This is a genomic window from Bradyrhizobium sp. (genome assembly GCF_035309285.1).
Classification (GTDB): Bacteria; Pseudomonadota; Alphaproteobacteria; order Rhizobiales; family Xanthobacteraceae; genus Bradyrhizobium.
On record NZ_DATGFH010000132.1, the window covers coordinates 39,617 to 64,259 of the forward strand.

Below are 24,643 nucleotides of genomic sequence, written 5' to 3' on the forward strand. Positions count from 1 at the left end.
ACGCCAAGAAGGCGTGGTGGGAGAGATCGTCGGGATGGATCTGAACGCCGCAGCCGGCACTTCAGCCGCCAAACCCTGGGTCGGGCAGTCGATCCCGCGCGTCGAGGATCCGGCGCTGCTGGCAGGCCGCGGGCGCTTCATCGACGATCTCGGGGTACGGCCGGGAACGCTGCATGCCGCGATCCTTCGCTCGCCGCACGCTCATGCCAAAATTGTTTCGATCGACATCGCGGCGGCGCGGCAAGCGCGGGGTGTTGTCGCCATCCTGACCGGCGAGGATATCAAGGCGCTGACCGCAAGCCTCGTCGTCGGCGTCAAGGCGCCGGTCGAGTGCTGGCCGATCGCGGTCGGTCGCGCGCGCTATGCCGGCGAGCCCGTGGCCGTCGTCGTCGCGGAGAGCCGCTATCTCGCCGAAGACGCCATCGACCTGATCGACGCGCAGTACGAGGCGCTGCCCGCGGTCATCGATCCCGTCCGCGCGATGGACGCCGGCGCGCCGCTGCTGCATGACGGCTTTCCCAACAACACCGCGAGCGATCGCTCCTTCAAATATGGCGACCCGGATCAGATCTTCGCGGACGCCAAGCGCACCGTTGCGATCACGATCCGCTACCCTCGCAATTCCTGCACCCCGATCGAAACCTACGGCGTCGTCGCCGAATATGATCCTGCTGAGCAGGCCTATGACGTGCTCGCCAACTTCCAGGGGCCGTTCTCGATCCATGCGGTGCTGTCGCGTGCACTGAAGGTTCCCGGCAATCGGCTGCGGTTGCGGACGCCTCCGGATTCCGGCGGCAGCTTTGGCGTCAAGCAGGGCGTGTTTCCCTATATCGTGCTGATCGCGGCTGCCGCGCGCGCCACGGCACGGCCGGTCAAATGGATCGAGGACCGGCTCGAGCACCTGACTGCGTCGGTGTCGGCGACCAATCGCGCGACCACATTGCGCGCCGCCGTCAGCGATGACGGCAAGGTTCTCGCGCTCGATTGGGACCAGGTGGAAGATTGCGGCGCGCATCTGCGCGCCCCGGAGCCTGCCACGCTCTATCGCATGCACGGCAACCTCACCGGCGCTTACGACATCCGTCATGTCGCCGTGCGCAACCGCGTCGTGGTGACCAACAAGACGCCGACCGGACTCAATCGAGGATTCGGCGGGCCGCAGGTCTATTTCGCGCTCGAGCGGCTGATGCAGCGCATCGCCGTCGAGCTGAAGCGCGATCCCGTCGAAATCATCTCCCGCAACCTCGTCCCCACCGACGCCTTTCCCTATCGCACTGCGACCGGGGCGCTGCTCGACTCCGGCGACTATCAGGAAGCGCTTGCACGCGCCATCAGCGAAGGCGGATTGGCCGAATTGAAAGCGCGCCGCGACAAGGCGCGCGCGGAAGGGCGGATTTACGGCATCGGCTATACCGCCGTGGTCGAGCCGAGCGTCTCGAATATGGGCTACATCACGACCGTGCTGACGGCGGCAGAGCGGCGCAAGGCAGGCCCCAAGAATGGCGCGCAGGCGACCGCGACGGTCGCGATCGATCCCCTCGGCAGCGTGTCCGTGCATGTCGCCTCCGTGCCGCAGGGCCAGGGCCATCGCACCGTGCTGGCTCAGGTCGTCGCCGACGCGCTTGGGCTCGCGCCGGACAATATCCGGGTCAATGTCGAGATCGACACCGTCAAGGACGCCTGGTCGATCGCGTCAGGTAATTATTCCAGCCGCTTTGCGCCGGCGGTCGCCGGCACCGCAAAACTCGCCGCCGAGCGCCTCGCCGAAAGAATTGCGCGCATCGCGGCGGCCGGCCTGAATACGGAGAGCGACGACATCGCCTTTGCCGGCGGCTTCGTATTCTCGAAGCGCAACCCCGACAACAAGGCGCCGTTCTCGCGCATCGCCGCGCTGAGCCACTGGTCGCCGGGCGCGCTTCCGGACGACATCGGACACACCATTCGCGAAACCGCGTTCTGGACTCCGCCGGAGCTGACGGCCCCGGACGATCACGACCAGGTCAACTCTTCGCTCTGCTACGGCTTCATCTTCGATTTTTGCGGCATCGAGATCGACCGCGCCACGCTGCAACCGCGTATCGACCGCTACGTCACCATGCACGACTGCGGCACCATCCTGCATCCGGCGATGGTCGATGGCCAGGTCCGCGGCGGCTTCGCGCAGGCGCTGGGTGCCGCGCTGTACGAGGAATACGCCTATGCGAGCGACGGCTCGTTCCTCAGCGGCACCTTCGCCGACTATCTACTGCCGACCGTGGCCGAGGTGCCGGAACCATTGATCCTGCACATGCAGACGCCCTCGCCTTTCACGCCGCTGGGATCAAAGGGCGTCGGCGAAGGCAATTGCATGTCGACGCCGGTCTGCATCGCCAATGCGGTGGCCGACGCGCTCGGCATTGCCGATGTCAAGTTGCCGGTGCTGCCGGCGCGCCTCGCTGAAATTCTGCGGGGCGCGGAGACCGCGGCTCCCTCCGGCACGCCAAAGGTACGCGAACCGGGCACGCGGAAACTATCCGGCGAAGGCATTGCCAAGGTCGCGGCTGCGCCGGAGCAGGTATGGGCGATGCTGCTCGATCCGGCGACACTCGCCGCAGTGATCCCGAGCTGTCACCGTGTGGCAAAGATTTCGGACACGGATTTCACGGCCGACGTGACGATCGGCGTCGGTCCGGTCAAGGGCCGCTATCGCGCAAGGATCACGCTGTCTGATCTCGACAGACCGAATGGTCTCACTCTCGCAGGCAGCGCCGAAGGCGCGTTGGGATTTGGTGCGGGCAAAGGCCGGATCACCCTTGCTCCCGAGAATGGTGGAACGTCGGTGCATTACCGCTACGAGGCGGAGATCGGCGGCAAGGTCGCGAGCATCGGCGGCCGCCTGCTCGACGGCGCCACCCGCGTCATCATCGGACAATTCTTTGCGGCGCTGGCGCGGCGGGCCGGTGGCGAGACGCGCGCAGGCCATGGCCCCATTGCCGCCCTGCTGTCGAAGCTGCGCGGACTCTTGGGAGGCCGGCGATGAAACCGGCTGCCTTCGACTATGTGCGCGCGGAAAGCCTCGATGAGACGCTCGACGTGCTGCGCAACGCAGGTGGCGACGCGCGTATCATCGCCGGCGGCCAGTCGCTGATGCCAATGCTGAACTTGCGCCTCGCAAGACCCCGTATTCTCGTCGACATCATGCGGCTGAAAGAGCTGCGCAGGATCGAGCCGCGGCAGGACAGGATCGCGGTCGGCGCCGCCGTCCGTCAGGCCGAGCTTCTGCAATGGCCGTCGCTCGATCGCGAGCTGCCACTTTTGTCGCTTACGCTGCCCTGGAGCGGTCATGTGCAGACCCGAAGCCGCGGCACCATCTGCGGTTCGATCGCGCATGCCGATCCCAGCGCCGAGATACCGCTGGCGCTGCTGGCCTTGGGCGGCGAAATCGTGCTGCGCAGCGCGAGCAAACGGCGGCGCGTTGCGGCATGCGATTTCTTCCTCGGCGTGATGGCGACCGACCGCAACGACGACGAGCTGATCGAGGCGGTGGAATTCCGTGTGAGCAATGGGCGACGTTGCGGCTTCCGCGAGGTCGCGCGCCGGCACGGCGATTTTGCCATCGTGGCCTGCGCTGCGGTGACAACGGATCGCGGCGTGCGCTTGGCCGTTGGTGGCGTCGCCGATAGGCCGGTTGCGCGTGAGTTCGAGACCCTCGAAGGCAGCGCGCTCGACGATGCGCTCAATGCCTTCGCCTGGGACCTCGATGCCCGCGACGATTTGCATGCCACAGCGCGCTACCGGCGCGACCTGGTCCGGATGATCGGGCGCGAGCTGATTGCGGAGGTGACGCAATGACGCGTCTCGCCGCCGAACAACGCCACCGCATCCGCTTCACGCTCAACGGCGAGGCGGTCGACCGCCTTTGCGAACCGCGAATGCTCCTGACCGATTTCATCCGCCACGAGATCGGCGCGACCGGAACGCATGTCGGCTGCGAGCACGGCGTTTGCGGCGCCTGCACCGTCAATATTGACGGCCAGCCCGCGCGCGCGTGCCTCACCCTCGCCCTTCAGGTCGAGGGATGCGAGGTCAGAACCGTGGAAAGCCTTGCCGACAAGCAGGGCCGCCTGGGCGTGCTGCAATCAGCCTTCCGGAAGCACCACGCCTTGCAATGCGGGTTCTGCACCGCGGGCATCCTGATATCGCTCGATGCGCTGTTCGCACGGCGCGCCGATGCGGATGAGGCCGAAATCCGCGACGTGCTGACCGGACATCTCTGCCGTTGCACGGGCTACGCGCCGATCGTCAAGGCAGCGCTCGAAGCCGCGACGGAGCTGAGAGGAGACATCAGCCATGAGCCGATCGATGCTTGATCTCGGGACCAGCTTCCTTGCCAGCGTGGCGCGCGATCCGGATGCGCTGGCGCTGGTCGATGGCGACATCCGCCTTCGCTATGCCGAGTGGCTCGGCAAGATCTCGTCGCTGGTGAGGGCGTTCGACCGAATGGGCCTGAGACCCGGCGAGCATCTGCTCACCGCGCTGCAAAACACCTGGCAGGCCGCAACGGTGCATTGGGCCTGCCAGCTCGCCGGCCTCATCATCACGCCGGTCAACTGGCGAGTGAACGCCGACGAGCTCGATTTTTGCATCGAGAATTCGGAGAGCCGCGCCCTGATCTACCAGGACGTTTCCGAAAACGCGGTCGCAGCCTCAAAGCGCGCTTCAGGCCTCATCGTCATGCGTGCCGGCTCCAAGCCGGCCGCGGGCGAATTCTCGCTCGACGCGCTCTGCAACGAACGTGCCGATGACGTGCCGCCGCGGGCCGATGCGGAAGCCTGGTCGATCATGCTTTATACGTCGGGAACGACGTCGCGACCCAAAGGCGTGCCGCGGCGTCATCGCGCCGAGCGGGCCGCGGGCCTCGCTCATGTCGCACAGAACCTCTATCGCCGCGGCGAATGCACGCTCGGGGTGATGCCGCTCTATCACACCATGGGCGTCCGCTCCCTGATCGCGATGTCATTGATCGGCGGTACCTTCGTCTGCATGCGGCGATTCGATCCGCAAGCGGCGCTGTCGCTGATCGCGTCTGAACGCGTCACGAACCTCTATCTGGTACCGACGCTCTACCATGATCTCGTGCATTGCGACGCCTTCGCGCAAGCCGACATCTCCAGCGTCGCGAAGCTCGGCTTTGCAGGCGCACCGATGACCGACGGTTTGCTGCAGAAACTGGCACAGACATTCCGGCCTGACCTCTTCGTCAACCACTATGGCAGCTCGGAGATCTACACCTTCACCATCGAGCAGGACGCTGCGGCAAAACCGGGCTCTGCCGGCAAGGCCGGGATCAACCAGCAGGTGAAGGTGGTGAAGCTCAATGCGGTGTCGGTCGACAAGGTGGCTGATGTTGGCGAGGAAGGGGAAGTCGTCGCGCTGCTCGCCGGCGATGAGTCCTTTGAAGGCTATTGGCGCCGGCCCGACGCCGATGCGCGGGCGCTGCGCGACGGATGGTATTTCACCGGCGACACCGGATGTGTCGATCAGGACGGCGATCTCTTCGTCACCGGCCGGGTCGACGACATGATCATCACCGGCGGCGAGAACGTCTCGCCCGTCGAGATCGAGAGCTGCCTGTCGCTTCATCCTGCGGTGCTCGAGGTCGCCGTCGTCGGCTTGCCCGACGAACGCTGGGGCAAGGTCGTCACCGCCTTCGTCAAGCGCTCGCATCCGGTCTCCGAACAGGACCTCGACAAGCATTGCCGCGACTCCGGCCTCGCCGCCTTCAAGCGGCCGCGCCGCTTCATCTTCGTCGACGCCATCCCGAAGTCGCCGGTCGGCAAGCTGCTGCGGCGCCTGCTTGTCGCCGGTGAATACCAGGCCGAAGGCATACCGCCGTCGAACGCGGCGTGACCATCATTTCACAGCTCAGGAAGCAAGACATGCCTTCATACGCATTTGCCGATCACCGTCTCTCGAAGCTCGACGGATTCCAGGTCGAGATCGACGAGCCGCGCGAGCGCGCCGACATCATTCTCAACCGGCCGCCCTTCAACATCGTATCGATGCTGCAGCGCGACCAGTTGCGCCTGGTATTCGAGACGCTGGACCAGGACGACCGCATCCGCATCATCGTGGTGCGCGCGGTCGGCGAGCACTTCTCCTCCGGCGGCAATATCGGCGGCTTCATGGAGGCGACGCCGGAGACGGTCTCCAAGCTCGCCTGGAACATCGCCTCGCCCGCGCGCTGCGCCAAGCCGGTGGTGGTCGCCAACCGCGGCTACTGCTTCGGCGTCGGCTTCGAGCTGTCGCTCGCCTGCGACTTCCGGATCGCCTCGGATACCGCGCAATTCGCGCTGCCTGAGCAGAAGCTCGGTCAGATCCCAGGATCAGGCGGATCGGCGCGGTTGCAGAAGATGATCGGCATCACGCGGACCAAGGACATCGTGATGCGGTCCAAGCGTATCCCGGCGCGCCAGGCGCTTGAATGGGGCATCGTCACCGAATGCGTCGCGGACAAGGATCTGGAGGCCGCCACCGACAAGCTGGTTGACGAGCTGCGCACCTTCGCGCCGCTGGCGCAGCGCACCGCCAAGAAGCTCCTCAACGATACCGAGGATTCAACGCTGTCGATCGCAATCGAGCTCGAAGGCCATTGCTACAGCCGGCTGCGCCAGTCGGAGGATTTCAAGGAGGGCGTCGAGGCGTTCAACGCCAAGCGGCCGCCCAAATTCATTGGCCGCTAGCTAGCGTATCGCCATCATCGGCTAGCGGACTCCTTGCCGCGCGGCGCATAGCCGAACGGAACAAGGGCCGAATGACCATGAAGGATTGCAGCTTCGGGATCCTGATCGGCAATTTCCAGGGTGCACGGCCCATCGAAGCCGACGCCAGCGAGCGCGCGGGCGACCTCGGCAAATGGAACGCTGCCGGTACCGATCCGGCCGTGGCGCCACACGTCGCGGCCGGTGTCGGAAAGGTGAACGATACGCAGCAGGTCGCCCAGATGAGCGATGCCTTCGGCCGGTGGTTCTCCAATGAAATGAGCGTTGGCCGCGTCATAGCAGACAGCGAGCCTCGGAGAATTGAAGCCGCGCACGAAGCGCCCGAGCGAGATAGCATCCGGAAACGCCGCGAAAGGTATGTTTTCGACCGCGATGCCGACGCCGCGCGCCTCGGCCCGGGGCAGCAACGCGGCGACGCTCTCGCTTATCCATTTCATCTTGTCGGCCGCGGAAGGCGGAAACAGCGGACTCATGCGGCCGGGCACCATCACAAGCCACTCGGCTCCCACGTCGGCTGCAAGGTCGATGGCATCAGCGAACATCTGCACCGAAGCAGCTCGCGCGCGCGGAAGCGGACTTGCAAGATTGTAGTCGAGACTGGGCATATTCAGTGCCGTTCGCCTGGCGCCTGCCTCGTTCAGCGCACCTCTCAGCTCGCGGCGCGCGCCGGCATCGAAGTCATCGAGCGGCAAATGCGGCGGATGGATCATCAGCTCGAATTGCCGATAGCCGAGCTCCGCCAGGCGCCGCACGCAGGCCGCCGCCGGCGTCGACCAGATATATCCGTAGGTGTTGACCCCAAGCTCTCGCGCGATCATGGTTTACCTCGTTTGCCATTGGGCCTCATTCGGCGGCCGACCTTCGCAAAATCTGATCGTGCTTCGCCACCGGGCCGAAGGCAACTGGCGCGTCAGAAGATTGTCCCGGGGAAGGTTTGCGGCAACGACAAACCGGATTAGGTTTTCGCTGGCAGTACACGACGGCCGATGAAAAGGGCCGGTTGAAGGAGGCAAGCCTTGAAGTGCTATGAATTGCAGGGACCGAGCGGCGTTGACGGACTTGCCCTGGTCGAAAGGCCCGTGCCGCAACCCCGTGCCGGCGAGGTGCTGATTCGGCTCCAGGCTGCGACGCTGAACTACCGGGATCTGCTGACCGTCAAGGGCGGCTACGGCTCACGTCAGAAATTTCCTCTGGTGCCCGTTTCGGACGGCGCGGGAACGGTTGAAGCCGTGGGACCCGGCGTGCGAGCGTTCGCTCCGGGTGATCGGGTCATCGGAAGCTTCTTCGAAAGCTGGATCAGCGGCGAGCCGAGCGAGGCGAAGATGCGCTCAGCGCTTGGCGGCGCCGTCGATGGCGTGCTTGCCGAATATCGGATCTTTGCCGCAGACGCGCTGGTCAAGACGCCGGAGCATCTCAGCGATGTCGAGGCCGCTGCCCTCCCCTGCGCTGGCCTGACGGCCTGGAGCGCGGTCGTCAAGCTTGGGGCCGTGAAGCCGGGCCAGACGGTGCTGACGCAGGGAACGGGCGGGGTTTCGCTGTTTGCGCTGCAATTCGCCAAGATGTGCGGCGCGCGCGTTATCGCAACCTCGTCGAGCGATGCAAAGATCGAGCGCCTCAAGCAACTCGGCGCGAATCTCACACTGAACTACAAGACGACGCCCGACTGGGGCAAGAAGGTCCGCGAGCTGACCGGACATGGGGTCGATCTCGTCGTGGAAGTCGGCGGGGTTGGGACGCTCAACGAGTCGATCCGGGCGACGAGGATCGGCGGAACGATTGCATTTATCCGCGTGCTTGCCGGACCGCCGCCCTCCGAACTTCGCCTTCCACTCATGGTCATGCAGCAGCAGCGGCTGCAAGGCGTCACTGTCGGATCAGTCGAAGATCTGCGCGCGATGGCGGACGCGATCACGATCAATCGCATGAGGCCGGTGATCGACCGGACGTTTCCGTTCGATCAGGTAAAGCAGGCGTTCTCCCATATGGCGAGCGGCGCGCATTTTGGAAAAGTGGCGATCGCCATGGGGTAGCTCAGCGGTCGTTACCGATCCTGTGAGGGCGACGCACGTCACAAGCCGGAGACCCTGGTGGGGCTTACGGAGCGCGCAGGCTGGACTGCAGGCAGGTAGCGAAAGCCGTCCTCGCCGAGAAAGTCCAGCATCGCTTGCGCAGGCGGAAGCAGCTCCTTGTCGACCCTCCGCACAGCATACCATTGCCGCATGACCGGCAAGCCCGCGACATCGAGCACGGCGAGACGGCCGTCGGCAAGCTCGCTCGCCACCGTGTGCAGCGAGATGAAGGCGACGCCGAGTCCCGCAATCACCGCCTGCTTGATGGTCTCGTTGGAGTCCATCTCCATGCCGATCTTCGGCTGCAGATCGCTCGCCTGAAAAAACTGCTCCATCAACATCCGCGTGCCTGAGCCGCGCTCCCGCGTGATAAAGGTTTCATAAGTCAGATCGACCACGGCGAGACCTGAATCCCTGGCGAGCCAGTGATTGGCGGCGGCGACGACGGCGTGCGGATGCTCGCCGAGCAGGCGCTTTTCGACTGCAACATCCGGCGGCGGCTGGCCCATGATTGCGATGTCGAGATCGTAGCCGCGCAGCGCCTGGCGGATATCCTCGCGATTGCCGATGGTGAGGATGACGTCGATCTTGGGATGAAGTTTCGAGAACGCGGCGATGACGAATGGCACAAAATATTTCGCCGTCGACACCGCACCGATCGAGACCCGCCCGCCGGAGCGGCCGGCGATCATGTCGAGCGTCTGCTCGCAATCGACCAGCGCCGCTTCGATCCGTTCGGTGAGCGCCATCACCTCGCATCCGGCATCGGTCAGCCGCATGCCTTCGCCGGTGCGCTGGACCAACGGCAAGCCGGTGAGCGCTTCGAGGTTGCGAAGCTGCAGGGTCACCGCGGGCTGGGTGAGGTTCAGCCGCTTTGCGGCGGCCGTGACCGAGCCCATTTCGTGAACCGCCGCCAGCGCGCGGAGCTGCCGGACCGTCAGATCACGTCGAAAATGGCCTGTCATGCTGACCTATATAAGCAGAACTTTGGTCGATCCCAAGATATTGAAATTTTACTAATTGCTCAATCTCGGCGTTGATATGGGCGCCCGCCAGTCGTTGTCCGGCCGCACGGGCGATCAGACAAAGCCCCTCAAGAGGCGCCACCACAGGGAACGAGCCAATGGATTACTCCCTCACCTTGGATGCGTACCTTGGCGGCGCCACCCCGTCTCTCGGGCAAGGAAGCTCTGTCGCAACGGTCATCACCTGCCTCGCCAGTGCGGCAGTTGAGTTGTCCGAACTGATCGCGGCCGGACCCCTTTCAGGCATCGACGGGCGCGACAGCGGCACGAACTCCGGCGGCGACCGGCAGATCGACATCGATGTCGAAGCCAACCGCCTGATGTGCGCCGCGCTGCGCAAGGGCCCGGTCGCGGCGATCGTGTCGGAAGAGACGGAGTTGCCCGAGATTCTCGATTCCGGCGCCGGGTTGTGCGTCGCGATCGATCCGCTCGATGGCTCGGCCAACCTCGCCAACAACATTTCCGTCGGAACGATCTTTTCCATCCGCCGCCGCTCGCGCGATGCGCTGTCGACCTTCTTCGAACCCGGCACCGCGCAGCAGGCGGCGGGTTGCTTCATCTACGGCCCGCAGACGACGCTGGTGCTCGCCCTTGAGCACAGCGTCGACATCTTCATCCTCGATCGACGCTCGCGCGAGTTCGTCCTGATCCGCCGCGGCGTCCGCATCCCCTCCGACACGGCGGAATTCGCCATCAACATGTCCAACCGACGCCACTGGAACGCGGCGGTCGACGCCTACATCGACCATTGCCTGCTGGGTGCCAGCGGTGAGTACGGCGAGGACTTCAACATGCGCTGGATCGGCTCGCTGGTCGCCGAAGCCTATCGCATCCTGATGCGCGGCGGCGTGTTTCTCTATCCCGCCGATGCGCGGCGCAACTATCACGAAGGCCGGCTGCGGCTGCTTTACGAAGCGCATCCGATGGCGCTGATCATGGAGTGGGCGGGAGGCGCCGCGAGCACGGGGCGCGATCGCATCCTCGACCTGTCGGCAAGAATGCCGCACCAGCGCGCGCCGCTGATCATGGGCTCGGCGCGGGCGGTGCGTGACCTCAACCTGCTGCATCAGGGCGTTCAGCCTCTGTACGAGAGCAGCAAGGCGCCGCTGTTTGCGCGGCGCGGCCTGTTTCTCTGAGGTGCACCAATGTCCCGCCGGCATCCCATCATCTCGGTCACAGGCTCTTCCGGCGCCGGCACGACGTCGGTCAAGAAGACCTTCGAGCAGATCTTTCGCCGCGAGAACGTGACTGCGGCCTTCATCGAAGGCGACGCCTTCCACCGCTATGACCGCGCCGAGATGCGGCAAAAGATGGCGGAGGAGGCCGAACGCAGCAACAAGCATTTCAGTCATTTCAGCCCCGAGACCAACCTGTTCGAGGAGCTCGCGAAGACTTTTCGCGAGTATGGCGAAACCGGCACGGGGATGACGCGCCATTACGTCCACGACGCCGAGGAAGCGGCGCTCTATGGTGCCGAACCAGGCACGTTCACGCGCTGGGCGCCGTTGCCGGACAATTCCGAACTCCTGTTCTACGAGGGGCTGCACGGCGCCGTCGTCACCGAGAAGGTGAATGTCGCGCAATACGCCGATCTGAAGATCGGAGTCGTGCCGGTGATCAACCTCGAGTGGATCCAGAAGCTGCATCGCGATCGTTCCGACCGCGGCTACTCGACGGAGGCGGTGACCGACACGATTCTGCGGCGTATGCCCGACTATGTGAACTACATCTGCCCGCAGTTCACCGAGACCGACATCAATTTCCAGCGCATCCCGACGGTCGACACATCGAACCCGTTCATCGCGCGGTGGATACCGACCCCGGATGAATCCATGGTCGTGATTCGCCTCCGAAATCCGCGCGGCATCGACTTCCCCTATCTGCTTTCGATGATCCCGCACAGCTTCATGTCGCGCGCGAACTCGATCGTAATCCCCGGATCAAAGCTCGACCTGGCGATGCAACTGATCCTCACGCCGCTCATCCTGCAGCTCATCGAACGCAAGAGGCGCTCGCTATGACGGTCATGCCCACACCCATCACGACGACAACCGGCTCTCGCCCGCAGCCATCCCTTGTGGCGATGGCAAACGCGGTGCGCTTTCTTGCCGCCGACGCCGTCGAGAAGGCGAAGTCGGGCCATCCGGGCATGCCGATGGGCATGGCCGATGTCGCAACCGTGCTGTTCTCCCGCTTCCTGAAATTCGACGCCGCGGAGCCGGACTGGCCGGATCGCGATCGCCTCGTGCTGTCGGCGGGGCACGGCTCGATGCTGCTCTATGCGCTGCTGCACCTGACCGGCTACAGCGCCATGACACTGGATGAGCTGAAGCGCTTTCGCCAGTGGGGCTCGAAAACACCGGGCCATCCCGAATACGGCCATACGCCCGGCGTCGAGACCACCACCGGCCCCCTCGGACAGGGACTGGCGACCGCGGTCGGCATGGCGCTCGCCGAACGCATGCTGAATGCGCGCTTCGGCGACGACCTGGTCGATCACTTCACCTATGTGATCGCCGGCGACGGCTGCCTGATGGAGGGGATCAGCCACGAAGCGATTTCGCTCGCCGGACACCTGAAGCTCTCGCGGCTGATCGTCCTTTATGACGACAATCAGATCACCATCGACGGCGCGACATCGCTGTCGTGCTCCGACGATCAGTTGATCCGCTTCCTGGCGTCGGGCTGGTCGGTGCACCGGGTCGACGGCCACGACCATGAGGCAATCGCGAAGACCATTGCCGAAGAGCGCGAGACCAACCGTCCGTCGCTGATCGTCTGCCGCACCGTGATCGGCTACGGCGCGCCAACGCGCCAGGGCACCGAGAAAGTCCACGGCGCGCCACTCGGCAGCGACGAGATCGCCAAAACGCGCGAGGCGCTGCACTGGCCGTACGCGCCATTCGAGGTGCCGGAGGATCTGCTCGCCCGCTGGCGTGCCGTCGGCGCGCGTGGCCGCGTCGCCCGGCACGGCTGGATGGAGCGCTTCGAGAGGCTGGGCGACTTCGAGCGTGAGCGCCTCGAGGACGCGCTCAACAGCGAGTTGGGATGCGAGGCCGGCTTTGCGCTCCGCGAGATCGAATCACGCTTCGCCGACGAGCGGCCGAAGATCGCGACCCGCCAGGCCTCGCAACAGGTGCTTGAGGCGATCACGCAGGCCGCGCCGAACCTGCTCGGCGGCTCGGCCGATCTGACGCACTCCAATCTCACCCTCACGAGGGCCCAGCAGACGGTCCGGCCCGGCGCCTATGGCGGCAGCTACGTTCACTACGGCATTCGCGAGCACGCGATGGCGGCTGCCATGAACGGCATCGCGCTGCATGGCGGCTTCGTTCCCTATGGCGGCACGTTCCTCGCCTTCTCCGATTACAGCCGGCCGGCGATTCGTCTTGCGGCGCTGATGGGCCTGCGCGTCATCCATGTCATGACGCATGATTCGATCGGGCTTGGCGAAGATGGACCGACGCACCAGCCGGTGGAGCATCTGGCCGCGCTGCGCGCGATCCCCAATCTCCTGGTGTTCCGGCCCGCGGACGCCATCGAGACTGCGCAGGCCTGGGACTGCGCGCTGCGCGCAACGCGACAGCCCTCGATCCTTTGCCTGTCGCGTCAGGCCCTGCCCGTGCTCGATCGCGATTTCGCGGCCGAAAACCCGCTCGCGTTCGGCGCCTATGTACTGGCAGAGCCGGCAAACGCGCGCGACGTGACCCTGATCGCCACGGGATCGGAGGTCGCAATCGCGATGGACGCAGCCGGGCAACTCGGCAAGCGCGGCATCGCCGCCGCGGTCGTCTCAGCGCCCTGCTTCGAGCTGTTTGCCAAGCAGGACGGAGCCTATCGCGCGAAAGTGCTTGGGGGCGCGCCGCGCATCGGTATCGAGGCCGCGGTCGAAGGCGCGTGGGCGCGCTTTCTCGGCGATGACGGTGCATTCGTCGGCATGACCGGCTTCGGAGCGTCCGCGCCGGCCGGCGAGCTTTATGCGCAATTCGGCATCACGGCCGAGGCGGTCGTCGCGGCCGCGGAGCGCGCAATCGAGCGCGTCAAGGCGCAGTCGGCTGCCGCCTGACATTCAAACCGAAGAGCCACCGCATCCGGAGATAACAAATGGCAAAGATCACTCTGAGGCAACTGCTCGATCACGCCGCCGAGCGCGGCTATGGCGTGCCGGCCTTTAACATCAACAACATGGAGCAGGGCCTTGCCATCATGCAGGCCGCCGACGCCGTCGATGCGCCCGTCATCATCCAGGCATCCCGCGGCGCGCGCTCCTATGCCGGCGACATCATGCTCTCGCGGATGATCGATGCGCTGGTCGAGACGTTTCCCCATATCCCGCTTTGTCTGCACCAGGATCACGGCAATGACGAAGCCACCTGCGCCACCGCGATCCAGCACGGCTTCACCTCGGTCATGATGGACGGCTCGCTGAAGGCCGACTGCAAGACCGTTGCCGACTACGATTACAATGTCGACATCACCAGGCGCGTCGCCCACATGGCGCACTGGATCGGCGCCTCGGTGGAAGGCGAGCTCGGCGTGCTCGGCTCGCTCGAGCATGGTGCAAGCGAGAAGGAGGACGGCCACGGCGCCGAAGGCGCGGTCAGCCACGACCAGCTTCTGACCGATCCGGATCAGGCGGTCGATTTCGTCTGCGCGACCAGGGTCGACGCGCTTGCGATCGCGATGGGCACCTCGCACGGCGCCTACAAGTTCAGCCGCAAGCCTGACGGCGACATCCTGGCGATGCGCGTGGTCGAGGAAATCCACCGCCGCCTGCCGGACACGCATCTCGTGATGCACGGCTCGTCCTCGGTGCCGCAGCCGCTGCAGGACATGTTCAACGCCTTCGGCGGCGAGATGCCGCAGACCTGGGGCGTGCCGGTGGAAGAGATCGCGCGCGGCATCAAACACGGCGTGCGCAAGGTCAACATCGACACCGACTGCCGGCTTGCCATGACTGCGATCTTCCGGAAAGTCGCGGTGCAGGCGAAAGACGAATTCGATCCGCGAAAATTCCTGAAACCGGCGATGGACGCGCTGCGCGATCTCTGCCGCGAGCGTTTCGAGCAATTTGGCACCGCCGGCAATGCGAGCCGCCTGAAACCCATTCCGCTTGCCGAAATGGCGCGCCGCTATCGCGCGGGCGCGCTCGATCCGAAAACCGACATGACTGTCGCGGCCTGACGCCGGCCGCCAACCTCGAAAGGAGCGTCACATGAAGCATGAGTCGATCACCGTCCGCGGCAAGGAACGCTACAAGTCCGGCGTGATGGAATACAAGCGCATGGGCTACTACGAGCCGAATTACGAGCCCAAGGACACCGACGTCATCGCGCTGTTCCGCGTCACCCCTCAGGATGGCGTCGATCCGACGGAAGCCTGCGCCGCGGTCGCGGGCGAATCCTCGACCGCGACCTGGACCGTGGTGTGGACCGACCGCCTGACCGCGGCGGAGAAGTATCGCGCCAAATGCTATCGCGTCGATCCGGTGCCGTCTTCGCCGGGCAGCTACTTCGCCTATATCGCCTACGACCTCGACCTGTTCGAGCCGGGATCGATCGCCAATCTGTCGGCCTCGATCATCGGCAACGTGTTCGGCTTCAAGCCCTTGAAGGCGTTACGGCTCGAAGACATGCGCATGCCGGTCGCCTATGTGAAGACGTTCCAGGGCCCGGCCACCGGCATCGTGGTCGAGCGCGAACGGCTCGACAAGTTCGGCCGCCCGCTGCTTGGCGCGACAGTAAAGCCGAAGCTCGGCCTGTCCGGCCGCAACTATGGCCGTGTGGTCTATGAAGCCTTGAAGGGCGGGCTCGATTTCACCAAGGACGACGAGAACATCAACTCGCAGCCCTTCATGCACTGGCGTGAGCGCTTTCTCTATTGCATGGAAGCCGTCAATCGTGCGCAGGCTGCGACCGGCGAAATGAAGGGCACCTACCTCAACGTCACTGCCGCGACCATGGAGGACATGTATGAGCGCGCGGAGTTCGCGCGCGAGCTCGGCTCCAACATCGTCATGATCGACCTCGTGATCGGCTACACCGCGATCCAGTCGATGGCGAAATGGGCGCGCAAGAACGACATGATCCTGCATCTGCACCGCGCGGGCCACTCCACCTATACGCGGCAGCGCAGCCACGGCATTTCCTTCCGCGTCATCGCCAAATGGATGCGGCTTGCCGGCGTCGATCACATCCATGCCGGCACGGTGGTCGGCAAGCTCGAGGGCGACCCTAACACCACGCGCGGCTATTACGACGTCTGCCGCGAGGACTTCAATCCGATCAAGCTCGAGCACGGCATCTTCTTCGACCAGCACTGGGCGAGCCTGAACAAGCTGATGCCGGTGGCCTCTGGCGGCATCCATGCCGGGCAGATGCATCAGCTCCTCGATCTCCTCGGCGAAGACGTGGTGCTGCAGTTCGGCGGCGGCACCATCGGCCATCCGCATGGGATCCAGGCCGGCGCCACCGCCAACCGCGTCGCGCTGGAAACGATGATCCTCGCCCGCAACGAGGGCCGCGACTACGTCCACGAGGGTCCGGAGATCCTGGCCAAGGCGGCGCTCTCCTGCACGCCGCTGCGCGAGGCGCTGGAGGTCTGGAAGGACGTCACCTTCAACTACGAATCGACGGACTCGCCGGACTTCGTGCCGACGCCGAGCCTCGCAATGTGAAAGGTCAAAGCCATGCGTATAACCCAGGGCTGTTTCTCGTTCCTTCCCGACCTGACCGACGATCAGATCAAGAGCCAGGTCCAATACTGCCTCGACAAGGGCTGGGCGGTGAACATCGAGTTCACCGACGACCCGCATCCCCGCAACACCTATTGGGAGATGTGGGGACTACCCATGTTCGACCTGCGCGATGCCGCGGGCATCATGAAGGAGCTCGCCGACTGCCGGCGCGTCTATGGCGATCGCTACATCCGTCTTTCCGGTTTCGACTCCTCGCACGGCTGGGAGTCGGTCCGCATCTCCTTCATCGTGAACCGGCCGAAAGAGGAGCCTGGCTTCCGGCTCGAGCGGCAGGAGGCGGCCGGCCGCAACATCCGCTACAGCACACGCGCCTACGCAACCGAGCACCCGGAAGGCGAGCGCTATCAATCCTGACGCGTTGGGTCGGAGAGACCATGGCTCATTCCAATCTGCAAGCCGTGCCGAGTGACGTCCCGCGAGAGGAGGTCCCCTCCTCCGTCGATCTCAGGCGCGAGTTCGAGACGGTCGACATCGCCTCGATCCTGGCGCAGCTCGACCGCGAGTTGATCGGCCTCGTTCCGGTCAAGACCCGGATTCGCGAGATCGCCTCGCTGCTGCTGGTCGAGCGCATCCGCCGGAAGATGTCGCTTGCAAGCACATATCCCACGCTTCACATGTCCTTCACCGGCAATCCCGGCACCGGCAAGACCACGGTGGCGCTGCGGATGGCCGGCATCCTGCATCGGCTCGGCTTCGTCCGCCGCGGTCACGTCATCAACGTGACGCGGGACGATCTCGTCGGCCAGTACATCGGCCACACCGCCCCGAAGACCAAGGAGATCCTGAAGAAAGCGATGGGCGGCGTGCTGTTCATCGACGAGGCCTATTACCTCTACCGTCCCGAGAACGAGCGCGACTACGGACAGGAGGCGATCGAGATCCTGCTCCAGGTGATGGAGTCCCAGCGCGAGGATCTGGTCGTGATCCTCGCGGGCTATACCGATCGCATGGAGCGGTTCTTCCGCTCCAATCCCGGCTTCCGCTCGCGCATCGCCCATCACGTCGATTTCCCCGACTATACCGATGCGGAGCTGCTGGCGATTGCCGAGCTGATGCTGGCCGAACAGAACTACCGGCTTTCACCTGATGCACGCGAGGCGTTCATTCGCTACATCGCGCTGCGCAAGGCCCAACCCTTGTTCTCCAACGCGCGCTCGATCCGCAATGCGCTCGACCGCATCCGGCTGCGACAGGCGAACCGGCTGGTATCGAACCTTGACCGCATCCTCACCAGCGACGAGCTGACGTCGATCGAAGCCGGCGACGTCCTGGCAAGCCGCGTTTTCTCGGGAGGGTCGGATAACCCGGCGAGACAATCATGAACGCCATCCTGCCTCTTGGAATTTCGCGCCCCTCCCGCCTGAAGGATCGGATCGCGCAGGCCGATGCCCTGATCTTCGACGTCGACGGCACCCTCGCCGAGACCGAAGGCATTCATCGCCGCGCCTTCAATGCCGCATTTCTCGAACATGGTATCGAGTGGTATTGGGATCGCGGCACCTACAGGAAACTGCTGCGCGTTGCCGGCGGCAAGGAGCGGCTGCGCGCATACGCGAAAACGCAACTGCCGCCTTATCGATATTCGGAAACGCAGCTTGCGGAGGTACACCAGAGGAAGACCCGGCATTATGCCCGCCTGATGGCGCAGCACACGTGCCGGCTGCGGCCCGGCGTCGAGGCCTTCATCCACGCGGCCATCGCCCGCCGCCAGCGGCTTGCGATTGCGACCACCACCACGTTCGGCAACGTGGAGAAGCTTTTGTCGGGCACCCTCGGCCAGCAGTGGCGAAACCTGTTTGCGGCTGTCGTTGCCGGCGACGAGGTCGCGCGCAAGAAGCCGGCGCCCGATGTCTATCTCGAGGTGCTGGCAAGACTCGGGCGCCCCCCGAGCGACTGCCTCGCCATCGAGGATTCCGCCAACGGCCTGAAGTCCGCCGCTGCCGCCGGTGTTCCCGTGCTCATTACCCGCAGTGAGTATTTCCGCGACGAAGATTTCTCATCGGCGCTTGCGGTCGTCGACGAGCTCACGCAGGTTGCTTAGACCTCGGTGTTGGCGCCATCCGGCTGAGGCGTCGACGAGCCACGGCATCCCGGCATGGCTTCGCCTCGGCCGTGGCCGTTGATCGCATCCTCCGTTACGATACGCTCCGATAACAAGGCTCCCATTGCGCCCAGACCGAAGTGGGGCGTAGTCGAACGACGCGGGAGCGAACCTTCGGAGGAACGGCGATGGAGTTGCGGGTCTTTGGGCGCACGGGAATGCAGCTCTCGGTGCTGGGTTTCGGCTGCGGCGCGGTCGGCGGATTGATGGTGCGCGGCGACGCCGCCGACCAGGAGCGCACCGTTGCAAAGGCGCTCGCCGCCGGCGTGAACTATTTCGACACCGCAGTGCAATACGGCAACGGCGAATCGGAAAAGAACCTGGGCCGCGTTCTGCGAAAGCTGAAACCGGCCAATGCGATCGTCGGCACCAAGGTCAGGCTGCCGCCCAACGACTACGGCCGCATTGCCGGTGCGGTCACCACCTCGCTCGAAGGCAGTCTCTCGCGGCTCGGTCTTGACCACGTCGACATCTTTCACCTGCACAACGCGATCGCCGAGACAGAAAGCGAATCGGCGCTGAGCGTCAAACAGGTGCTGGGCGAGGTCGTGCCGGTCTTCGAGCGGCTGCGTCAGCAGGGCAAGACCCGTTTCCTCGGGATCACAGCCGTGGGCGACACGGCGGCGCTGCAGCAGGTGATCGATTCTCGTGCCTTCGACAGCGCCCAGGTCGTCTACAATATGCTCAATCCATCTGCTGCCGAGGCCTTGCCGCCAAACTATCCGGCACAGGATTATGGACGGCTGTTCGATTCTACCCAGAGAGCCGGCGTCGGCGTGATCGGCATTCGCGTGCTGGCCGGCGGCGCATTGTCGGGCTCGGCCGAGCGTCACCCGATCGCGAGCCCGGCGCCCGAGCCAATCGGCTCAGCGATGAGCTACGATGCCGATCTTGATCGCGCGCGCCGGCTCATGCCGCTGGTGAAGGAGGGGTTCGACGCAAACCTGACCGAAGCCGCCACGCGGTTTGCGCTGTCGCATCCGGCGATGGGCACGATCCTGGTCGGCATCGCGACGCCGCAACAATTCGATGACGCGCTCGCCGCAGTCGAAAAGGGTCCGCTGCCGAACGCGGCGCTCGACCGGCTGTCGGCACTGCGGCAAGCATTTTCCGGCGAACCGCGGTGAAATGGCCGCCGAATCGTCCCGACCCGGCGGCCATCGGGCATTTCATCAAGGCCTGTTGTGCTCCTCGGAAATGTCCTTGTTGGTGTAGTCGGGCATCATCGCGGTCGAGATGATGCTGACGACGGCGCAGAATGCAATGTAACCCGCGATCGCGTAGCCGGATCCGGTCGCCGCGAGCAGCGCTGTAGCGATCAGCGGCGCTGGGCCGCCCGCGATGACCGAGGCGAGCTGGTAGCCGATCGAGCAGCCGCTGTAGCGCAGCCGCGGGGTGAAGCATTCGGCAATCAACGCCGCCTGCGGGCCATACATCAAGTCATGCGGGACAAATGAGAGCATGATCGCGATGAAAACCAGCACGGGCATTGCCGTGTTCATCATGGCGAAATAGGCAAAGCCGAACAGTCCGGTCAGGACCGAACCGATCAAGTACATGCGCTTGCGCCCGATCCGATCCGACAAGTATCCGGCGAACGGAACCGTGAAGAGCGACAGGACGCCGGCCAAAATCAGACAGATGAGCAGGAAGTCGCGATCCTGATGGATGACCTGGGTGCCGTAGGCGAAGACGAAGGCCAGGTAGATGTAAGCCGGCGCCTGCTCGGCCATCCGCGCCAGCGCCGACAGGATGATCGACCGCGGCTGCTGCTTGATCACCTCGATGACCGGGACCCGCGCGACGCGGTTTTCGGCCACGATGCGCCGGAATGTCGGCGTCTCCATGATGCCGAGCCGGATGTAGAGCCCGATGGCGATCATCACGATCGAGAGCAGGAACGGGATACGCCAACCCCAGACCAGGAACTGGTCGCCGGAAACGCGGCTGAACACGAGCACCGCGATGTTGGCCAACAGCAGCCCGGCCGGAGCACCGAACTGCGGCCAGGAGGCGATGAAGCCGCGATGCTGGTTGGTCCGCGCCCACTCCATCGACAGCAGCACCGAGCCGCCCCACTCGCCGCCGACGCCGACGCCCTGGATGAAGCGGATGATGGTCAGGATGACAGCACCCCAGATACCGATCTGACTATAGGTGGGGACAAGGCCGACCGCCGCCGTGGCAATCCCGGTCAATAGCAATGTGGCGATCAGCGCGCCCTTGCGGCCGAGGCGGTCGCCGTAGTGGCCAAAGATCGCGGCGCCGATCGGCCGGGCGATGAAACCCACGGTGTAGACGGCGAACGCTTCCAGCACCCCAACCAGCGGATCGGACTTGGGAAAGAACAGCTTGCCGAAGACAAGGCCGGTGACCGTGCTGTAGAGCAGGAAATCGTACCATTCGATGCAGGTGCCCACCGTGCTCGCGATCATTGCGCGGCGCAGTTGCGACTGATGTTCGGCTTCCGGCAATGGGCCGGCCGTGATGTCCAATGCTGTCATTCTGACCCTCCTGGGCCCGCATCGATCGGGCGCCGTCTGGAATTCGTTTCGCTCACCGTCCACGGCCGTGGAGGTGATTCCCCAGTCAGTTTTTTGTTTGGTTGGGACGACGCCGTCATTGCGCGCACGTCGTGCCCATGCCGGCTGCGGGAAAAGCCAGTTCTCGATAGCGAACGGCACCAACCGTTCGCCATTGCGGGAGTGGACATCCCTAATGACACGGTCTTCCGAAGCAAAAATCTAGTTACCCGATCGGCAGGGTAAATTCTACCTTGGTCTGCGAAATCCTGCTGTCGAGCTTCGTCGATCGCATCAAAGCAGTGGATTGTTGCTGTGCATCATGGCCGCCTTGGATCAAAGGGCCTTCAATTGAGACTTGGCGGCTTGATCACCTGCAGCAAGGCGCCGTGCCTCTCGGGCGAGAATATGGCCGGCGTCAAGAGACCTGATCGGTGTGGCAAGATCGCGTGGAATATCTCCGGCGAGCTGCAGCATCAGATACCGGCCGCAGCACACTCGCAGGAACGAGGAAAAGTTCTCCACACTTCCTTGATCCTCTAATAGTTCGTCGTGCAGGCGGTCCAGGAGCTGAGACAGCGTCATGCCATCGCGCGCTGCGATCTCCTTCAGAATTCGCCAGTACAAATTCTCCAGGCGAACGCTGGTGGAGAAGCCGCGCATGCGCACGGATTTCAAATGAGTCTCCCAGAGCTCCGGATCCGCGTTGACAAAAAGCCTGCACATCGGACGACCTCCTGAGACTTCGGCAACTCGGCCGGCGGTCAGCTTATCATTCCGCTCGGCGATTGCACGCAAAGGACCGTCTTTGCAGCGCGTCGCAGGGCGGAACGCTATGCAGCGCGGCGCTGGCTGGAATGGCTGATCGTCGTCCCCAACACAGCAAGGAATTGCGCCAGCCAGGCCGGATGAGCCGGCCAGGCCGGCGCGCTGACCAGATTGCGATCGGTCACGGCGCCGTCGATCGGGACGTCGGCGTAAATGCCGCCGGCCAGCTCGACTTCGACGCGACAAGCCGGATAGGCCGAGCAGGTGCGTCCCTTCAAGACGCCTGCCCCGGCAAGAAGCTGCGCGGCGTGGCAGATGGCGGCTACGGGCTTTTCAGCAGCGAAGAAATGCCTGACGATCTCGATCACCCGCGCATCGGTGCGGAGATATTCGGGCGCGCGGCCGCCCGGGATAACAAGTGCGTCGTAACTTGAAGGATCGATCTCCGCAAACGTCGCATTCAGCGCGAAATTGTGTCCGCGCTTTTCGGAGTAGGTCTGTTGCCCCTCGAAATCGTGGATCGATGTTGCGATGGTGTCACCTGCGGCCTTGCCGGGACAGGCGGCATGAACCGTATAGCCGACGGCGAGCAGCGTCTGAAACGGAACCATCGTCTCATAGTCCTCGCCAAAATCACCAACGATCATCAGAATGCGATGTCCGCTCATGCATCATCCTCCCTCATGTGTGGCGCCGAGCCCATTTTCAGGCCCGGTGGAAGGATAGAGCAGGGCGGCAAAGTCCGGGTGTTAACCCGTTAACGCAGAGATCGCGACTCGCAGCATCCTGGTTTGCTATTTTGCGCGCGCGGCACGCTCTTTCTCAACGCGCTCCGTGACGTCGCGCGCCATCGCAACGGAGCCCATCACTTCGCCTCCCGCGCCGCTTTTCACGAGCGCAAAGGTGAGCTCGACGTAGAGCTTGCGTCCGCTTTTGTGTTGCGCACGCGTGAGCGTCGGACGGCCCTGGAGCTTCAAGGCACCGCTGGTCATCGCCGCATCGAATCCTCGCCAATGCGCAGCGCGCAGATGCTCGGGAATGATGAGATCAAGGTTCGCGCCAATGGCTTCCTGCGGCGAGTAGCCGAACAGCTCGGTTGAAGCCTGGTTCCAACGCGTTATCGTTCCCGAACGATCCGCAAAGATGACGGCATCTGCGACTTGATCGAGAATCATCTCGGCCAGTTCGGGTCGATCTTTCATGGAAGCACCTCCGGAGTGAGCTTAAGGCAACCTCTGCACCAGAAGATAGTCGGCTGCCTGCCGGCCCGCGACCCTGCCGAGCACGAGCGCGCGCAGCATCGACACGGCGTTCGGCGCGGTGCCGTAGAAGTGGCCGGTGGTTTCTCCCGCCGCGTAAAGCCCCGGAATCGGCCCGCCGTCGCCCAGCACCTCGGCCTTCGCATTGGTGGCGAGGCCACCGAACGTATACGCGATGGCGCCGATCAGGGGATAGGCGAGATACGGCGGCTGGTCGAGCGGCCTCGCCCAGTTCGATTTCGGTGGCACCAGTGTCACTGACGCAGCGAGCCCATCGCGACGCGTCGCGTCGAAGCGCGATACGTCGCCGCGAGCAGCAGCATTGAAGGCATCGACCGTCTGCCGCAAGGCATCGGGTGGAACGTCAATCCGGGCGGCAAGCTCTTCCACTGTGTCGGATTGGAAAGGCGCGACCTCAGAGCGGACGGCGCGCTGGTAATCGACGATCTCCCACAGACGACTGTCGAGGATGGCGTAGGCGATGCTGTTCGGGCGCGAAAAATGGATGTCGCGCGCGAAACCCTCCCAGGTTTCGTGCACGAGGCCACCGCCTTCATCGAAGAAACGGTGTCCGGTTTGATCGACGACGATGCCGTAGGGGTAGACCAGCACGACGGGCGCGGGATGGTGGCTGCGCGGATCAACCGGCTCGATGTGCATTCCGTCCCAATCGCCGGAGGTGCGCGCGCCCTGCTCCTTCGCCATGCGGATCCCGTCGCCGGTATCAAAGCGCGTCCCAGGCGAAATCAGCTTGAACGTACGGGCGCGCGGTCCAAATTGTGCTTCCGTCATCGCAGCGTCGCCCTGGAATCCACCAGTTGCGAGCACGACGGCGTCGGCTTCAAACGTTGAAACGGCGCAGCCCGCGGATTGAACCTCAATTCCGCTGATCCGGCCCCCGCTCACGATCAACCGCGTCGCGGCACTCTCAAAGTGGATCGCGACGTTGGCCATCTTCGCGGCCCGCCCGAGCCGTTCGACGATGGCAAGTCCGCCGCCGACCGGCTGGATGCGCGGCGGGCCGACGCTCAGATAGTAGGTCGGAATGGTGAAGGCGATGCCATGACCTTGCAGCCACGCCATCGTTGATGCCGCACGCTCTGCAAGGGTACGAAAATAATCCGCATCACCCCGGTCGCCGATCGCCTCGCGCATATCCGCCTCGAAACCAGGCGCGATGCGGTCGGGCGCCGCCATGCGCATATAGGAGGGGCTGAAACGGGTGTTGCCGCCGGCCTCCTCTTCGCGCGCTTTCTCAAGGATGGTGATGTCGATCGCCGCGTTGCGGCGCTTTGCCTCTTCGGCGGCCGCAACCGCCGCTGCCAGCCCCGCGGCCCCGTGCCCTGCGACGACAAGTTTGAGTCTCTTCGCGGCCATTGGT

General features: G+C 64.4%; 22 protein-coding genes. 15 read left to right on the top strand and 7 right to left on the bottom strand.

Annotated elements, in window-relative coordinates; all coding sequences use genetic code 11:
* Positions 1-34 precede the first annotated feature (34 nt).
* Genes VKR55_RS24545 through VKR55_RS24565 form a run of 5 tightly spaced genes read left to right on the top strand, consistent with a single transcriptional unit; the run spans position 35 to position 6,722 of the window.
* Complete coding sequence (locus VKR55_RS24545; RefSeq protein WP_324407414.1) at positions 35-3,019, top strand: xanthine dehydrogenase family protein molybdopterin-binding subunit; 2,985 nt, start codon at positions 35-37, stop codon at positions 3,017-3,019.
* Positions 3,016-3,831 (top strand): FAD binding domain-containing protein, encoded by an 816-nt coding sequence (locus VKR55_RS24550; protein ID WP_324407415.1) that lies wholly within the window; start codon positions 3,016-3,018, stop codon positions 3,829-3,831. Before VKR55_RS24545 ends, VKR55_RS24550 begins: the two co-directional genes overlap by 4 nt.
* Positions 3,828-4,349 (top strand): (2Fe-2S)-binding protein, encoded by a 522-nt coding sequence (locus VKR55_RS24555; RefSeq protein ID WP_324407416.1) that lies wholly within the window; start codon positions 3,828-3,830, stop codon positions 4,347-4,349. The genes VKR55_RS24550 and VKR55_RS24555 overlap by 4 nt, the downstream gene beginning before the upstream one ends.
* Entirely contained in the window at positions 4,342-5,889 is a 1,548-nt protein-coding gene (locus VKR55_RS24560; protein WP_324407532.1) for an AMP-binding protein, read from the top strand. The genes VKR55_RS24555 and VKR55_RS24560 overlap by 8 nt, the downstream gene beginning before the upstream one ends.
* Positions 5,890-5,918: 29 nt before the next feature.
* Complete coding sequence (locus tag VKR55_RS24565; RefSeq protein ID WP_324407417.1) at positions 5,919-6,722, top strand: enoyl-CoA hydratase/isomerase family protein; 804 nt, start codon at positions 5,919-5,921, stop codon at positions 6,720-6,722.
* A gap of 14 nt (positions 6,723-6,736) precedes the next feature.
* Here VKR55_RS24565 and VKR55_RS24570 read toward each other — a convergent pair whose 3' ends face one another.
* Positions 6,737-7,579 (bottom strand): sugar phosphate isomerase/epimerase family protein, encoded by an 843-nt coding sequence (locus tag VKR55_RS24570; RefSeq protein WP_324407419.1) that lies wholly within the window; start codon positions 7,577-7,579, stop codon positions 6,737-6,739.
* Positions 7,580-7,777: 198 nt separating this feature from the next.
* On the opposite strand from VKR55_RS24570, the gene VKR55_RS24575 reads away from it, so the two are divergent.
* Positions 7,778-8,791: a zinc-dependent alcohol dehydrogenase family protein gene (locus VKR55_RS24575; RefSeq protein ID WP_324407420.1), complete on the top strand. Its 1,014-nt coding sequence runs from the start codon at positions 7,778-7,780 to the stop codon at positions 8,789-8,791.
* A 38-nt stretch (positions 8,792-8,829) separates the two neighbouring features.
* On the opposite strand, the gene VKR55_RS24580 is transcribed toward VKR55_RS24575, so the two are convergent.
* On the bottom strand, positions 8,830-9,795 hold the full coding sequence (locus VKR55_RS24580; RefSeq protein WP_324407421.1) for a LysR family transcriptional regulator: 966 nt from the start codon (positions 9,793-9,795) through the stop codon (positions 8,830-8,832).
* 158 nt (positions 9,796-9,953) lie between these two features.
* On the opposite strand from VKR55_RS24580, the gene VKR55_RS24585 reads away from it, so the two are divergent.
* The 9 genes from VKR55_RS24585 to VKR55_RS24625 all read left to right on the top strand — a co-directional run bounded on the left by VKR55_RS24585 (position 9,954) and on the right by VKR55_RS24625 (position 19,840).
* Positions 9,954-10,991 (top strand): class 1 fructose-bisphosphatase, encoded by a 1,038-nt coding sequence (locus tag VKR55_RS24585; RefSeq protein ID WP_324407422.1) that lies wholly within the window; start codon positions 9,954-9,956, stop codon positions 10,989-10,991.
* Between the two features lie 9 nt (positions 10,992-11,000).
* Positions 11,001-11,876, top strand: coding sequence for a phosphoribulokinase (locus VKR55_RS24590; RefSeq protein ID WP_324407424.1), 876 nt, complete (start codon positions 11,001-11,003; stop codon positions 11,874-11,876).
* A gap of 5 nt (positions 11,877-11,881) precedes the next feature.
* Positions 11,882-13,921: a transketolase gene (tkt, locus tag VKR55_RS24595; RefSeq protein WP_324407534.1), complete on the top strand. Its 2,040-nt coding sequence runs from the start codon at positions 11,882-11,884 to the stop codon at positions 13,919-13,921.
* Between the two features lie 38 nt (positions 13,922-13,959).
* Positions 13,960-15,039, top strand: coding sequence for a class II fructose-bisphosphate aldolase (gene fba, locus VKR55_RS24600; protein ID WP_324407426.1), 1,080 nt, complete (start codon positions 13,960-13,962; stop codon positions 15,037-15,039).
* A gap of 31 nt (positions 15,040-15,070) precedes the next feature.
* Complete coding sequence (locus VKR55_RS24605; protein WP_324407428.1) at positions 15,071-16,531, top strand: form I ribulose bisphosphate carboxylase large subunit; 1,461 nt, start codon at positions 15,071-15,073, stop codon at positions 16,529-16,531.
* Between the two features lie 12 nt (positions 16,532-16,543).
* On the top strand, positions 16,544-16,966 hold the full coding sequence (locus VKR55_RS24610) for a ribulose bisphosphate carboxylase small subunit (RefSeq protein ID WP_324407430.1): 423 nt from the start codon (positions 16,544-16,546) through the stop codon (positions 16,964-16,966).
* Between the two features lie 20 nt (positions 16,967-16,986).
* Complete coding sequence (gene cbbX / locus VKR55_RS24615) at positions 16,987-17,934, top strand: CbbX protein (RefSeq protein ID WP_324407431.1); 948 nt, start codon at positions 16,987-16,989, stop codon at positions 17,932-17,934.
* Positions 17,931-18,653 carry an HAD-IA family hydrolase gene (locus VKR55_RS24620; RefSeq protein WP_324407432.1) on the top strand — a complete coding sequence of 241 codons (723 nt, stop codon included), beginning with the start codon at positions 17,931-17,933 and terminating at the stop codon, positions 18,651-18,653. Before cbbX ends, VKR55_RS24620 begins: the two co-directional genes overlap by 4 nt.
* 188 nt (positions 18,654-18,841) lie before the next feature.
* Complete coding sequence (locus VKR55_RS24625; protein ID WP_324407434.1) at positions 18,842-19,840, top strand: aldo/keto reductase; 999 nt, start codon at positions 18,842-18,844, stop codon at positions 19,838-19,840.
* A gap of 45 nt (positions 19,841-19,885) precedes the next feature.
* Here VKR55_RS24625 and VKR55_RS24630 read toward each other — a convergent pair whose 3' ends face one another.
* From VKR55_RS24630 to VKR55_RS24650, 5 genes are all read right to left on the bottom strand, one after another.
* Entirely contained in the window at positions 19,886-21,217 is a 1,332-nt protein-coding gene (locus VKR55_RS24630) for an MFS transporter (RefSeq protein ID WP_324407436.1), read from the bottom strand.
* A 354-nt stretch (positions 21,218-21,571) separates the two neighbouring features.
* Positions 21,572-21,961, bottom strand: coding sequence for a ribbon-helix-helix domain-containing protein (locus VKR55_RS24635; protein ID WP_324407438.1), 390 nt, complete (start codon positions 21,959-21,961; stop codon positions 21,572-21,574).
* A gap of 107 nt (positions 21,962-22,068) precedes the next feature.
* Complete coding sequence (locus VKR55_RS24640) at positions 22,069-22,671, bottom strand: DJ-1/PfpI family protein (protein WP_324407439.1); 603 nt, start codon at positions 22,669-22,671, stop codon at positions 22,069-22,071.
* A 126-nt stretch (positions 22,672-22,797) separates the two neighbouring features.
* Positions 22,798-23,205 (bottom strand): PAS domain-containing protein, encoded by a 408-nt coding sequence (locus VKR55_RS24645; protein WP_324407441.1) that lies wholly within the window; start codon positions 23,203-23,205, stop codon positions 22,798-22,800.
* A 21-nt stretch (positions 23,206-23,226) separates the two neighbouring features.
* Positions 23,227-24,639, bottom strand: a complete 1,413-nt coding sequence (locus tag VKR55_RS24650) for an FAD-binding protein (protein WP_324407442.1) — start codon at positions 24,637-24,639, stop codon at positions 23,227-23,229.
* Positions 24,640-24,643 lie beyond the last annotated feature (4 nt).

Excerpts from the sequence above, each read along its gene's own strand:
- VKR55_RS24560 (WP_324407532.1), top strand. The coding sequence starts at position 4,342 with ATGCTTGATCTCGGGACCAGCTTCCTTGCCAGCGTGGCGCGCGATCCG.
- VKR55_RS24555 (WP_324407416.1), top strand. The coding sequence starts at position 3,828 with ATGACGCGTCTCGCCGCCGAACAACGCCACCGCATCCGCTTCACGCTC.
- VKR55_RS24625 (WP_324407434.1), top strand. The coding sequence starts at position 18,842 with ATGGAGTTGCGGGTCTTTGGGCGCACGGGAATGCAGCTCTCGGTGCTG.
- VKR55_RS24545 (WP_324407414.1), top strand. The coding sequence starts at position 35 with ATGGATCTGAACGCCGCAGCCGGCACTTCAGCCGCCAAACCCTGGGTC.
- VKR55_RS24610 (WP_324407430.1), top strand. The coding sequence starts at position 16,544 with ATGCGTATAACCCAGGGCTGTTTCTCGTTCCTTCCCGACCTGACCGAC.
- cbbX (WP_324407431.1), top strand. The coding sequence starts at position 16,987 with ATGGCTCATTCCAATCTGCAAGCCGTGCCGAGTGACGTCCCGCGAGAG.
- VKR55_RS24620 (WP_324407432.1), top strand. The coding sequence starts at position 17,931 with ATGAACGCCATCCTGCCTCTTGGAATTTCGCGCCCCTCCCGCCTGAAG.
- VKR55_RS24640 (WP_324407439.1), bottom strand. The coding sequence starts at position 22,671 with ATGAGCGGACATCGCATTCTGATGATCGTTGGTGATTTTGGCGAGGAC.
- VKR55_RS24630 (WP_324407436.1), bottom strand. The coding sequence starts at position 21,217 with ATGACAGCATTGGACATCACGGCCGGCCCATTGCCGGAAGCCGAACAT.
- VKR55_RS24550 (WP_324407415.1), top strand. The coding sequence starts at position 3,016 with ATGAAACCGGCTGCCTTCGACTATGTGCGCGCGGAAAGCCTCGATGAG.
- VKR55_RS24580 (WP_324407421.1), bottom strand. The coding sequence starts at position 9,795 with ATGACAGGCCATTTTCGACGTGATCTGACGGTCCGGCAGCTCCGCGCG.
- VKR55_RS24605 (WP_324407428.1), top strand. The coding sequence starts at position 15,071 with ATGAAGCATGAGTCGATCACCGTCCGCGGCAAGGAACGCTACAAGTCC.
- fba (WP_324407426.1), top strand. The coding sequence starts at position 13,960 with ATGGCAAAGATCACTCTGAGGCAACTGCTCGATCACGCCGCCGAGCGC.
- tkt (WP_324407534.1), top strand. The coding sequence starts at position 11,882 with ATGCCCACACCCATCACGACGACAACCGGCTCTCGCCCGCAGCCATCC.
- VKR55_RS24570 (WP_324407419.1), bottom strand. The coding sequence starts at position 7,579 with ATGATCGCGCGAGAGCTTGGGGTCAACACCTACGGATATATCTGGTCG.
- VKR55_RS24590 (WP_324407424.1), top strand. The coding sequence starts at position 11,001 with ATGTCCCGCCGGCATCCCATCATCTCGGTCACAGGCTCTTCCGGCGCC.
- VKR55_RS24650 (WP_324407442.1), bottom strand. The coding sequence starts at position 24,639 with ATGGCCGCGAAGAGACTCAAACTTGTCGTCGCAGGGCACGGGGCCGCG.
- VKR55_RS24585 (WP_324407422.1), top strand. The coding sequence starts at position 9,954 with ATGGATTACTCCCTCACCTTGGATGCGTACCTTGGCGGCGCCACCCCG.
- VKR55_RS24635 (WP_324407438.1), bottom strand. The coding sequence starts at position 21,961 with ATGTGCAGGCTTTTTGTCAACGCGGATCCGGAGCTCTGGGAGACTCAT.
- VKR55_RS24565 (WP_324407417.1), top strand. The coding sequence starts at position 5,919 with ATGCCTTCATACGCATTTGCCGATCACCGTCTCTCGAAGCTCGACGGA.
- VKR55_RS24645 (WP_324407441.1), bottom strand. The coding sequence starts at position 23,205 with ATGAAAGATCGACCCGAACTGGCCGAGATGATTCTCGATCAAGTCGCA.